Genomic DNA, 11,861 nt, shown 5'->3' on the forward strand with positions numbered 1-11,861 from the left:
GGCGCTGCTGTGGCTGCAGACGCTGCCGATGTGGCTGGGCCCGGCCGGGCTGCTGAGCCGGCGAACCTTGTCAGCCGACGGCCAGGACAGCGCCCGTGTCGGCCGGCGCGAGCCCCAGCGCATGGCAGACGGCGGCAAAGCTCTCGGGACGCTGCATCAGGTCCACATGGGCTGCGCCCGCGACGTGCAGGACGGCGCTGGCGCCCGGCAAGACCGCGCTGCGGGCGGGGAACACGATGTTGTCGCAGTGGCTGAACAGGCACACGAACAAGGCCTGTCTTGAGGCGGATTCACTGGCCGCCAGCGCGCTGAGCCAGGCGCTGTGCTGGCGCATCTGTTCGCCATTGGTCCGCCGCGAAAAGCCTGCCAGCCAGGTGCCGTGGTGCGGTGAGCCCATGGTCACCACACCATGCACCCGCGCGTCGCTCCCGCCACCGGCCTGGTTGGCTCGCAGCCACGCCCGGATCGCCAGCCCGCCCATGCTGTGGCCAACCAGCAGCGGTGGCCGGCCGGTCAGCTGGCTGAGCTGGCGCACGGCCGTTTCCAGCGTCGGCACGTAGTCGTCGATCGAGCCGAACACCGGCTCCAGCGACACGGCGACACACGGCACGCCCAGTGCGCGCAGACGGCGGATCCAGGGGTTCCAGAAGCCGCGGTTGCACAGGAAACCGTGCACCAGCACCACGCCGATGCGGCCTTGCGCATCGCCGGGCAGGACGTCCGGCTCGGCTTGGCTGCGAAAGGGCTGGCGCCAGCAGAAGACCTGCGGCGCGGTGCACACCTCGGCCCACCAGGCGGCCAGCCACTGCGCAGCGCTCGCCGTTGGAACGGTGGATGCCGCGTCGCGCCGGTTCTGCCACGCGGCCAGTGCGCAGGTCAAACCCAGCCAAGCCGCGTGGCCGCACAGGCCCAGCGCCAGCAGCGCCAAGGCCCAGCCGGCATGGCCTTGGGCCAGCAAGCAGCCTGCGCCACCCAGCACCAGTGCAAAGCCCAGCAGCGTCAGAAAACGCTGCCAGCGCGCCACCATCGGTCTGTTCCTTGTCGTGTCATCTGAAGTTCTCGGGGTTCCGGGCCGCCGAGGCTGCCGCCCGCGCCGGGCTCAGGCCAAACTGACCGGATTTGCACCGAGGCGCTGCGCCAGCCCGGTGGCCAGCCGGTTCGCCAGACCATACACCGAGAGCTGCGGGTTCGCGCCGATGCTGGTCGGGAAGAGAGACCCATCGTGCACGGAAAGGTTCTCGATCTGCCAGTGCTGGCCGTCCGGCCGCACCACGCCCAGGGTTTCATCGCCGGCCATGCCGCAGCCGCCCATCACGTGGGCGCTGACCACGCGGGTCAGCAGCGGCTGCATCGGCAGGGTTTCGATCATGGCTCGCGCCTCGGGCCAGCGGCCGGCTGCACGGGCCATCTCATGCACCGGCATGACCTGCGTGGCGCCGGCGGCGAACTGGATTTCGGCCATGCTCAGCAACGCGCGCCGGGCGCCTTCCATCACGAAAGGCGTCAGCGGGTAGTCCAACTCAGGGCTGCCGTCGCTGCGAAGCCGCACCTGGCCACCGGGTGACTGCTCATGGAAGCCATCACGGAGCAAGGCCAACAGCGAATGCGTGTTGGGGAACTGGCGCAGCGACTCGGCCTGCTCGCGGCCAAAACCGATCAGCGAGGACGAGAAAATCACCGGGTGCAGCGGCGGCACTTCGAGCTTGTAGCCCATCGGCCCGTCGGCCGCGGCGGTGTGCAGGAAGTGGTCGCTGTAGATGCTTTGCGGCGCGCCGCGCCAGCCTTCGACCGGTTGCGGCATCAGCGCGGCCGAGATCACCACCGGGTGCAGGAAGGTACGCAGGCCCAGGCGCTGGTGCGGGTCCGGCGCCTTGGAGCGCAGCAGCAGGCCCGGCGAGTTGATCGCGCCACCGGCGACGACCACGTGCTTCGCGACGATGCGGGTGCCGCCGCCCGCGGCCACGCTGCCGTCCAGCTGCACCGGCACGCAGTGCAGGGCCTGCACCCGGCCGCCCTGCAATTCGAGCTGTTCCACGCGCACCTGCACCAGCAGCGTGGCACCGCCGGCCAGCGCGGCGGGCAGCGTGGTCACCAGCATCGACTGCTTGGCATTCGTCGGGCAGCCCATGCCGCAGGAGCCGAGGTTCCAGCAGCCTTTGACGTTGCGGCGGATGCTGCCGTTCTCCAGCCCCAGGCTTTCGGCGCCGCGGCGCAGCAGGTCGTTGTTCTCGTTGGGCGAGGTCAGCCAGGGCGCGATGGACAGCCGCTGCTCGGCCTGCTCGAACCAGGGCGCCATGGCGGCTTCGGTGAAGTCCTTCAGGCCGAAGTGGCTGCGCCAGTGGGCCAGCGTGTCGGTCGGCGTGCGAAATGAAGTCGTCCAGTTGACGGTGGTGGAGCCGCCCACGCAGCGGCCCTGCAGGATGGTGATGGCCTGGTCCACCGTCTTGCGCCCGGCGCTCTCCTGGTACAGCGTGGGGTAAGCCTCGGCCTCTAACTGCCGGAAGTCGCTGCTGGAGCGCAGCGGGCCTTCTTCAACGATCACCACCTGCAGCCCGGCTCGCGTGAGCAGCTCGGCGGTGATGCCGGCGCCGGCGCCGCTGCCGACGATGGCCACGTCGCACGTCAAGGAGGCCGGCAGCTCGCCATGCGGGCCACCCTTCACATGCCAGCCGGCTGCCAGGCCGGCGCGGGTCGGATCGGGGATGCTGGACACGGCAGCCACAGCGGCCAGGGGAATCGCCGCACGCGGCGCGCTCGAACGACTGAACAGGCTCATACGGCTTGCGGCCCCGGATAGCCCATCGTCACCCAGGTGCTGGGGTCGGCGAAATAGGCGGCATTGGTCAGGTCGCGCAGCGCGTGGTAGACCTGCTGTCGCGTGGTGTTGGACGACATGCGCAGCGACTGCAGCATGCCAGCAAGCTGGTCCGGCGTGGCCTGGGCCCAGTCGACCGGCAGACCGGTGAGCGCCAGCCGGCCAGGCGCCATGCACAACACGGCCAGCAGTTGCGAGATCTGCTGGCGCGTGGCCGGCGCCAGCCCGCGCAACGAGGCCTCAAGGCGAACCAGGTGCGCCTGCAGGGCTGCAGCACGTGGTGCGGGTGCATCGGGCAGGCTGCCGTCCAGCACCACGCCGGCAACTGCCGCGAACAAGCTGCGCGCGGCTTGGCTGAGCTTGTCGTCGCGCCAGCCCGGCGCCCACAAGACGGCGCCGGTGCCGGCCAGGGCCAGCAGCACGCCGGCTGTCCCGCCCAACTTCAACCAGGTTCTTCTTTGCATGGCCGGCAGTGTGGCAGGGCCATGCCGGCCAAATCCAGGGCCCTGCGAGCCAGCCTGCTTCATGACAAACCCTGAGCTTCCCAGGCAAGGGTCTGTGCTGTCTCGCTAGCGACAGGAGAACCACGGTAGCGCGATGCCGCCGGCTGGGGCAGCATGCGCTCGCTTCTCTTCAATCGTCTCTCAGCCCTTGATCACAGGACTTGCCGTGTCGACTGCCGCACTTTCCCATGCCCCCTGGCTGCAGCATTACCCGCCCTCGGTGCCGGCCACCGTGCGCACCGATGGCTACACCTCGCTGGTTGCCTTGCTGGAAGAAGCCTGGCGCCAGCACGCCAGCCGCGACGCGTCTGACTGCATGGGTGCCCGCATGACGTTCGGCCAGGTGGACGAACGCTCGCGTGATCTCGCTGCGTGGCTGCAGGCCAAGGGCCTTCGCAAGGGCGACCGCGTCGCGGTGATGATGCCCAACCTGCCGCAGTACATGGTGGCGATGGGCGCGATCCTGCGCGCCGGCTGCGTGGTGGTGAACGTGAACCCGCTCTACACGGCCCGCGAGCTGGTGCACCAGCTGAAGGATTCGGATGCGCAGGCCATCATCGTGCTGGAAAACTTCGCGCACACCCTGGCGGACGTGATTGAGCAGACCTCCATCAAGCACGTGGTGCTGTGCGCCATGGGCGACCAATTGGGGTTCCTCAAAGGACAGCTGGTGAACTTCGCGGTGCGCCACCTGAAGAAGATGGTGCCGGAGTTCCGCCTGCCGCTGGACGGCGGCCGCACGGTGACGCGCTTCAACAAGGCGCTGGCCGAAGGCGGCAGCCTGAGCTTCAAGCCGGTGCCGCTGACGCCAGACGACGTGGCCTTCCTGCAGTACACCGGCGGCACGACCGGCGTGTCCAAGGGCGCGACGCTGCTGCACCGCAATGTGGTGGCCAACATCCTGCAATCCGAAGCCTGGTTCAAGCCGATGCTGGACCAATTGGGCGACAAGCAGCTCACCGTCGTCTGCGCGCTGCCGCTTTATCACATCTATGCGCTCACCATCTGCTACATGATGGGCGCGCGCCTGGGCATGCTGAACCTGCTGATCCCCAACCCGCGCGACCTGCCGGGGCTGATCAACACCTTGTCCAGGCACAAGGTCAACATGTTCCCGGCCGTGAACACGCTGTTCAACGCACTGGCCAACGACCCGGCTTTCGCGCGGCTGGACTTCTCCGAGCTGGTGGTGTCCAACGGCGGCGGCATGGCGGTGCAGCAGGCGACGGCCGAGAAGTGGCTGAAGATCACCGGCTGCCCGGTGGTCGAGGGCTATGGCCTGTCAGAGACCTCGCCTGTTGCGACCAGCAACCGGCTGGACGTGCGCGAGTTCAGCGGCAACATCGGCGTGCCCATCCCGTCGACCGAGATCGCGATCCGCGACGATGACGGGCGCGACGTGCCGGCTGGCGAGCCGGGCGAAATCTGCATCCGCGGCCCGCAGGTGATGGCCGGCTACTGGAACCGGCCGGACGAGACCGCCAAGGTCATGACGCCCGACGGCTACTTCAAGAGCGGAGACGTGGGCATCATGGACGAACGCGGCTACGTGAAGATCGTCGACCGCAAGAAGGACATGATCCTGGTCTCGGGTTTCAACGTGTACCCGAACGAGATCGAGCAGGTGGTGAACCTGCATCCGGGTGTGCTGGAGTGCGCCGCGGTGGGCGTGCCGGACGAGAAGTCAGGCGAGGCAGTCAAGCTGTTCGTGGTCCGCAAGGACCTGGCCCTGGACGAGGACGACATCGCCGCCTATTGCCGCGAGAACTTCACCGGGTACAAGCGGCCGAAGTTCATCGAGTTCCGGGACGAGCTGCCCAAGAGCAACGTCGGCAAGGTGCTGCGGCGCGAGCTGCGCGTGGCCAGCCCCGCCTGAGCGACGGGCTGTGATGGCGTGGCAACGGGCGCTCGGGCTGCAGCTGCTACAGCGCGACTGGTTGTCGGCCAACCACGTCGTGTTCGCGGCCGACGGGCCGACGCCAGCCACCGTGGTCGACACCGGCTACGCCCGCCACGCGGATCTGACACTGGCACTCGTCGACCGCGCGCTCGCCGGCGCAGCGCTGGGCCGCATCGTCAACACCCACCTGCACTCGGACCACTGCGGCGGCAACCGAGCGCTGCAGGCGCGCGGCGAACCGCAGACGCTGGTCCCCGCAGCGTCGTTCGAGGCCGTCTCGCAGTGGGACGAAAGCCGGCTCAGCTACCGGCCCACCGGCCAGTACTGCGAGCGCTTCCGGGTCGATGGCGTGCTGCGGGACGGCGACACAGTCCGGCTGGGCCCGGCCGACTGGCAGGTGCACGCGGCGCCCGGACATGACCCGGACGCGCTGATGCTGTTCGAGCCGCAGACGCGCACGCTGATCTCGGGCGACGCGCTGTGGGAAGACCGGCTGGCCATCATCTTTCCCGAACTGGAAGACCAGCCGGGCTTCGAGCCGGCGGCGCAAACGCTGGCTTTGATCGAGCGCCTGGCGCCGCGACGCGTCGTTCCCGGCCACGGCGCCGCATTCGAGGACCTGCCGGCCGCACTGGCCGCCAGCCGCGTGCGCCTGAAGGCCTTCAGCGCCGAACCGGCGCGCCACCTGCGCCACGCCGCACGCGCGCTGGTGATGTTCCACATGATGGAGATGCGCGAGCGCGAGCGCGCCGAGCTGACCGTCTGGCTGCAGCGCACCCCGCTGTTCGCCGCGATGGCCACGCGCAGCGGCACGCCCGGCGGCGCAGCGGCCTGGGCCCACGCGCTGCTGCAGGGCCTGCTGGACGATGGGCTGTTGACGCAGGTCAACGAGACCTTGCGCCTGCCCGCCGCCCTGCCGGCCTGAGACGGGCCTCGTGGTCGCCGACAATGGCGGCATGTCCTTGCACCGGCAGGTCTTTTTCTTCGGCGGCTTCGATCCGCGCACCCCGCGGCACTACCACCGGCTGTACCGCGCAGCGGTGCGCGAACGCCAGCCCGAAGCCGGCGAGCAGGTGAAGGTCGGCCCGCGCCAGGAAGCCTCGGCGATTCGCGATGAATGGGACGTGCACTGGCAGGCGCCTGATGGCGAAACACTGCGGACCCGCTACGCAGTGATGCGCTGGGACGACATCGTGCTGCAGCACTGGCCGCGCCACCTGCGGCAGGCTTTGAAGGACCTGTATCAGCTGCATGTGCGTGCGCAGTTGCACGGCGTGTTGACCCGCGTGCGCCGGCATGCGCCGAACATGCGCCAGCTGGCGCAGATGCCACTGTACGTGGCCAGCGGCACGGCAGTGGCCGTCGCGCTGGTCATGTCACTGCTGAGCTGGTTGACGCCGCTGCCGGCCTGGCTCGCCGCGGTACTGGGCGTGGCGGCTTGGCTGCCGCTGTGGCGCACCGTCGAGAAACGCCTGGACGGCGAATGGCTGCTGCGCCTGTACGCCTTCGTCAACGCATTCGCCGAAGGCCGCGTGCCGGCGATGCAGGCGCGGCTGGACGCGCTGGCCGACGAGCTGGTGCAGCAGGCGCGGCAAAGCCGCGCGCGCGAGTTGCTGGTCGTTGGCCACAGCGTGGGCGCCATCATGGCGGTCAGCGTGCTGGCGCGGGCGGTCCAAAAAGCGCCGGAGCTGGGCGCGCCGGGTGGGCCGCAGATTGCGCTGCTGACGCTGGGCCACTGCACGCCGCTGATGGTCTGGCAGCTGCCGGCCGATAAATTCCGCGAGGAGCTGGTGCGGCTGCGTGCACATGCGCCGCTGGTGTGGTGGGACTTCACCGCACCGGCTGACTGGGCTGCGATGGCCCAGATACCGCCTTGGCTGGACGGCAATGGCGCCGCCGCGCAACTCGAAGCCCGTTCGCCGCGCTTTCACCAACAGATGTCGCCCGAAGCCTACGCGCAGCTCCGCCGCGACCGCCACCGCATGCACATGCACTACCTGCACGCACCTGAACGACCGGGCGGCTACGATCCGGTGACGCTGACCGCCGGGCCGCTGACGCTTGCCGAGCGGCAGGCCGCTTTGGCCAAGCCACGCGCCCCCTGATTCCGCTGAATTTGATGACCCATTTCCGTCCGCACTACCCACCGCCCGCCGCCCGCAAGCCAGGGCCGTGGCAGCTGTTTTTCCACAAGCGCCGCTCCTGGCTGGACGGGCTTTATGAGCGCAGCTACCGCATGAAGATGGGCGAGATCCACCTGCCGGGCGTGGACCTGTACATGGTCAACGAGCCGCCGCTGGTGCGCCAGGTCATGGTCGAGCAGGCGGCCGACTTCCCGAAGCACGAGATGCTGGGCGACGCGCTGCGGCCGCTGCTGGGCGACAGCATCTTCACGACCAACGGCGCGGTCTGGCAACGCCAGCGCGAACTGATGAACCCGTCCTTCGAGGCGGCGCGGGTCAAGCGCGTGTTCGGCCGCATGCGCGACGCGGCCGATGCGATGGTGCAGCGCCTGCGCCAGGTGCCCGAGGGCAGCGAACACGACCTGGAAGTGGAGATGACGCACGTCGCGGCCGACATCATCCTGCGCACGATTCTTTCTCAGCCGCTGGACGGCGACAGCGCCCACCGGGTCTTCGAAGCTTTCGAGCGCTACCAGGCGCTGGCCCCGCGGCTGATGATGCCGGCGTTTTTCGGCCTGCGCTGGCTGCGCCCCTGGTGGCTGCAGCGCCAGAGCCAACGCGCCGCTGCCGAGATCCGCTCGCTGCTGGTCGGCATGATCCGGCCACGCTACGAGGACTACCAACGCGCGCTGAGGGCGGGCGATGAAGCGGCTGCGCTGCCGGACGACGACATCCTCGCGACGCTTCTGCGCGTGCGCGATGCCAAGACCGGTGAAGGGTTCGGCTTCGACGAGCTGGTGAACCAGGTCGCGATGCTGTTCCTGGCCGGCCATGAGACTTCGGCCAGCGCGCTGTCCTGGTCGCTGCACCTGCTGGCGCACGCGCCGGAGGTGCAGCAGCGCATGCACGAGGAAGCGCTCGCCGGTCTGGTGGGCGTGGAGGCGCTGGACCACGACGAGGTGGCAAGCCGCGTCAAGGACATGGTGCTGGTGCGCAATGTGTTTCGCGAAACGCTGCGCCTGTTCCCGCCGGTCGGCTTCTTCGCGCGCCAGGCGACGGTCGGCTGCACGATGCGCGATAAGCAGGTCAAGCCCGGCGCTTCGGTGGTCATCTCGCCCTGGCTGATTCAGCGCCACCGTGAGCTGTGGGCAGCGCCGGATGACTTTGATCCGGACCGCTACGAGCGAGAAGCCTCGGATGCGGAAGCAGCAGCCGGCTGTCCTCATGCCCGCGAATCCTTGCGCAAGGCTTATCTGCCGTTTGGCATGGGGCCGCGGGTCTGCATCGGCACGGCGTTTGCGCTGCAGGAGGCCTCGCTGATCCTGGCAATGCTGGCCCGTGAATTTCGTTTCGAGCCGGTGCCGGGCCATGTGCCCCAGCCAGTGGGCCGGCTGACGATCCGAGCCGACAATGGCATCCGTTTGAAGGTCCATCGGTGGCAGGCGGGATGAGGGCATGAAGGAGCGGCTGGCGGGTTTTGTGTTGATGACGGCGATCGTGCCGCTGGCGGTGTCGGGCTACCTGCTGCTGGTGTGGGTCGGTTTTTTCGGCCGCACCGAGCGGGGCCGGGCCGGCGTGCGCGCGCTGGACCATTTCGTCAATGCCACGCTGTTCAACGGCTACGCCTGGGAATCCGTCTCCTCGCATGCCTGGCGCATGCGCGAGCGCCGCTGGGCGCGCCTGGTGATCTGGGTCACCGACAGCTTCCAGCGCGGCCACTGCCAGCGCGCCAACAAGCGCGAGCAGCCCATCGTCGACCTGATGCTGGCCAAGGGTCTGCACAAGCAGACGATCTTCTGAGGCGACGCGTGTCCATCCCGTCCTCTTCAGGCTCCGAGGCCACCAGGCCGGTGCGACGTCGGCATGTGCTCTACCTCGGCGGTTTTGATCCGCAGGGCCCGGCGCATTACCACGCGATGTACCAGCGCGAAGCCGCCAGGCAGGCGGAGGTCAGTGGCTACACCTTGACCGTCGGGCCACGCCAGCGCGCGGGAGCGCATGCGGCGACCTGGGCCTTGTCCTGGCAAGGTGCGGACGGCGAGGTGTGTGAAACGGATTACGAATTCCTGCGTTGGGACGACTTCGTGCGCCAGCATTGGCCCAGAGGCCAGGCCCGGTTGATCGGCATGACGTTGCAGACCACCTGGCGCATGCTGGTCAACGGTTCGCTCTGGCGCATGCTGCAGACGAGTTGGCCGGCCTTCCTGGCCATCAGCACACCGGGGCTCACCATCGCCAGCGTGACGCTGGGGCTGCTGCTCCTGTTCGTGGCAGCCGTGGGCGTCGAAGCCGCCACCGGCAGCCCGTGGCCCTCGTTGGCCTTGCTGCTGCTCGGCCTGCCAGGCCTGTTCTTCGCAGCGCGTTGGCTGCAGGCGCGCACACAGATGGCCTGGCTGATGCGCAGCGCCACCGTGATCCTGCAACAGGCGCGCGGCCAGACGCCGGACCTGGAAACCAGGCTGGACGAATTCGCCGGCCGGCTGCACCAACTGCGCGGCCGCCCGGAGTTGGACGAGGTGCTGGTGGTCGGACACAGCTCGGGCGCAATGCTGGCCGTCAGCGCGGTCGCTCGCGCATTGCGGATGGCCGAAGCCACCAGACTGCCATCCGCGTCTCGGCTCAGCCTGTTGACGCTGGGGCAGTGCATGCCGGTGTTGAGCTATCAGCCGGAGGCAACGGCATTCAGGGCCGAACTCAACACGCTGAGGCAGGCCCCCGAACTCTTCTGGCTGGACGTGACCGCCCCGCCGGATGGCTGCTGTTTTGCGCTGCACGACCCGAGCGGCGTTTGTCTCGACGGCCTCACCGCTGCGCCTGCCGGCGACCTGGGTGGTGCCAAGTGCGTGTCGCCGCGTTTTGCACAGTTGTTCAGCGCGGCCACCTATCGCGAAGTCAAAGGCGACAAGTACCGCTGCCATTTCCAGTACCTGATGGCCAGCGAGCGGGCTGGCGTGTACGACTTCTTTGCGATCACCGCAGGCGGGTCCGCGCTGGATCGGCGGTTTGAGACGGTGCCCGCAGTGCAGGGTTTTCGCGATCTGCAACGCTTTGGCAGCCCGGCGCGCTGATGTCCTCCGCCCGCCTGCGCTTCGCGATGGTCACGCTGGGCAGCGCAGGCGACCTGCACCCTTACCTGGCCATCGGCCGCACCTTGGCTGAACGAGGTCACGAAGTTCATCTGCTGAGCCAGGCGCCATATGAGCAAGCAGCACGTGATGCGGGCCTGCAGTTCACCGCCATCGTTGACGAAGCCGCGCACAACAAGACGCTGAATCATCCACGGCTGTGGCAACCGATCGCTGGCTTTGGCGTGCTGTGGCGGCATCTTTGCGTGCCGGCCATCGGCCCCACCGTCGACACCTTGCGCGCGCTTGCAGCCAGCAGCGCAGAACCGCTGCGCGTGCTGGCTTCACCACTGGCCGTCGGCGCCCGCCTTGCGCAAGACATCCTGCCTTTGCGCTTGTGGACCGGCTATACCGCGCCCAGCGCGCTGAGGAACGTCGAGGATCCGATGTTCATCGGCACATGGCAGGTGCCAACGCTTGTGCCAGCCCCGGTGCGCCAATGGCTGTGGAAGGGCGTGGACCGATGGAAGCTCGAGCCGATGGCTCGTCCGGTGCTGACACGCTGGCAACAAACACTTGGCGCAAAACGGCTGCCAGGCAGCATATTCGGCGACTGGGTGCATTCACCAGGCGGCGGCTTGGCCTTGTACGACGCCAGCTTCGCTCGCGTGCCGGAACGCTGGGCGCGACGCGGCGTGGTCAACAGCGGTTTCCCACTTTTTGAAGCGGACGATCAGGCCCTGCCGGCCGCTTTGTCCGAGTTCCTCGACGCCGGGCCCAAGCCCGTCGTGATCTTCGGTGGATCAGCTGGCAGCACCGACCATCTTGGCATGCTCGCCTTGCAGGCGGCCGAACAACTGGGATATCGCACGGTACTGATCCGATCCGAACAAGCCGGCCAACGGGATGAAGCGTCCAACTCCAAGAGCAGCAAACTACACATCACCGGTCCCGTCAGTTTGATGCATCTGCTTCCGCGGGCAGCCGTCTGGATTCACCATGGCGGCATCGGTAGTTGTGCACAGGGACTGGCATCAAGCACACCACAGTTGGTGCTCGCTTCGGCCTATGACCAGCACGACAACGGCCAACGACTGGCGTTGATCAATGCCGGCGCATGGTTAGACAGTCAGGGCCTGGACATCCCCGTGATAAGCAAGACACTCGCTCGGGTGTTAAACCAAAAGTATTTGGGCAAGTCGAACAATCCGGCTCGGTCACTGCCCGGCCGTCCCAATCTCGCCAGCCAATTTGCCGCGGATCATCTATCGCACGAGTAAACGGAACCGATATGTCACCCGCCATGAACAGAGTGATGTACGGCGCAGTCGTTCAAAACGAAAAAACCCTCGGTACCGGAGTATCGAGGGTTCATCCTTCAGAGAAGAAACGCCCGGCAAAGACCGGGCGTTTTACTCTGGTATTAGTAGCCTGACGATGTCCTACTTTCACACG

The 11,861-nt window shown here is 67.9% G+C and carries 10 protein-coding genes; 7 read left to right on the forward strand and 3 right to left on the reverse strand.

Annotated features, from left to right (window positions below; all coding sequences use genetic code 11):
* Positions 1 to 70: 70 nt before the first annotated feature.
* From AC3WR5_RS07220 to AC3WR5_RS07230, 3 genes are all read right to left on the reverse strand, one after another.
* Positions 71 to 1,027, reverse strand: a complete 957-nt coding sequence (locus AC3WR5_RS07220) for an esterase/lipase family protein (protein ID WP_492483102.1) — start codon at positions 1,025 to 1,027, stop codon at positions 71 to 73.
* Between the two features lie 72 nt (positions 1,028 to 1,099).
* Positions 1,100 to 2,713, reverse strand: coding sequence for a GMC family oxidoreductase (locus AC3WR5_RS07225; protein WP_492483572.1), 1,614 nt, complete (start codon positions 2,711 to 2,713; stop codon positions 1,100 to 1,102).
* A gap of 59 nt (positions 2,714 to 2,772) precedes the next feature.
* Positions 2,773 to 3,279 carry a hypothetical protein gene (locus tag AC3WR5_RS07230; protein WP_492483104.1) on the reverse strand — a complete coding sequence of 169 codons (507 nt, stop codon included), beginning with the start codon at positions 3,277 to 3,279 and terminating at the stop codon, positions 2,773 to 2,775.
* A 205-nt stretch (positions 3,280 to 3,484) separates the two neighbouring features.
* On the opposite strand from AC3WR5_RS07230, the gene AC3WR5_RS07235 reads away from it, so the two are divergent.
* The 7 genes from AC3WR5_RS07235 to AC3WR5_RS07265 are packed head-to-tail and all read left to right on the forward strand — an operon-like array spanning position 3,485 to position 11,686.
* Positions 3,485 to 5,194, forward strand: a complete 1,710-nt coding sequence (locus tag AC3WR5_RS07235; protein WP_492483106.1) for a long-chain-fatty-acid--CoA ligase — start codon at positions 3,485 to 3,487, stop codon at positions 5,192 to 5,194.
* Between the two features lie 13 nt (positions 5,195 to 5,207).
* On the forward strand, positions 5,208 to 6,143 hold the full coding sequence (locus AC3WR5_RS07240; RefSeq protein WP_492483108.1) for an MBL fold metallo-hydrolase: 936 nt from the start codon (positions 5,208 to 5,210) through the stop codon (positions 6,141 to 6,143).
* 31 nt (positions 6,144 to 6,174) lie between these two features.
* A complete protein-coding gene (locus tag AC3WR5_RS07245) occupies positions 6,175 to 7,323 on the forward strand; it encodes a hypothetical protein (RefSeq protein WP_492483110.1) in 1,149 nt (382 codons plus the stop codon).
* 14 nt (positions 7,324 to 7,337) lie between these two features.
* On the forward strand, positions 7,338 to 8,792 hold the full coding sequence (locus AC3WR5_RS07250) for a cytochrome P450 (RefSeq protein ID WP_492483112.1): 1,455 nt from the start codon (positions 7,338 to 7,340) through the stop codon (positions 8,790 to 8,792).
* A gap of 4 nt (positions 8,793 to 8,796) precedes the next feature.
* A complete protein-coding gene (locus AC3WR5_RS07255; RefSeq protein ID WP_492483114.1) occupies positions 8,797 to 9,141 on the forward strand; it encodes a hypothetical protein in 345 nt (114 codons plus the stop codon).
* Positions 9,142 to 9,149: 8 nt separating this feature from the next.
* On the forward strand, positions 9,150 to 10,409 hold the full coding sequence (locus AC3WR5_RS07260; protein WP_492483116.1) for a hypothetical protein: 1,260 nt from the start codon (positions 9,150 to 9,152) through the stop codon (positions 10,407 to 10,409).
* A complete protein-coding gene (locus AC3WR5_RS07265) occupies positions 10,409 to 11,686 on the forward strand; it encodes a glycosyltransferase (RefSeq protein WP_492483118.1) in 1,278 nt (425 codons plus the stop codon). The genes AC3WR5_RS07260 and AC3WR5_RS07265 overlap by 1 nt, the downstream gene beginning before the upstream one ends.
* Positions 11,687 to 11,861 lie beyond the last annotated feature (175 nt).

Source organism: Ideonella sp. FW305-24, from assembly GCF_058788035.1.

Bases quoted from the DNA above. Each gene is read 5' to 3' on its own strand.
- AC3WR5_RS07220 (WP_492483102.1), bottom strand. From the start codon at position 1,027: ATGGTGGCGCGCTGGCAGCGTTTTCTGACGCTGCTGGGCTTTGCACTG.
- AC3WR5_RS07230 (WP_492483104.1), bottom strand. From the start codon at position 3,279: ATGCAAAGAAGAACCTGGTTGAAGTTGGGCGGGACAGCCGGCGTGCTG.
- AC3WR5_RS07240 (WP_492483108.1), top strand. From the start codon at position 5,208: ATGGCGTGGCAACGGGCGCTCGGGCTGCAGCTGCTACAGCGCGACTGG.
- AC3WR5_RS07245 (WP_492483110.1), top strand. From the start codon at position 6,175: ATGTCCTTGCACCGGCAGGTCTTTTTCTTCGGCGGCTTCGATCCGCGC.
- AC3WR5_RS07250 (WP_492483112.1), top strand. From the start codon at position 7,338: ATGACCCATTTCCGTCCGCACTACCCACCGCCCGCCGCCCGCAAGCCA.
- AC3WR5_RS07255 (WP_492483114.1), top strand. From the start codon at position 8,797: ATGAAGGAGCGGCTGGCGGGTTTTGTGTTGATGACGGCGATCGTGCCG.
- AC3WR5_RS07265 (WP_492483118.1), top strand. From the start codon at position 10,409: ATGTCCTCCGCCCGCCTGCGCTTCGCGATGGTCACGCTGGGCAGCGCA.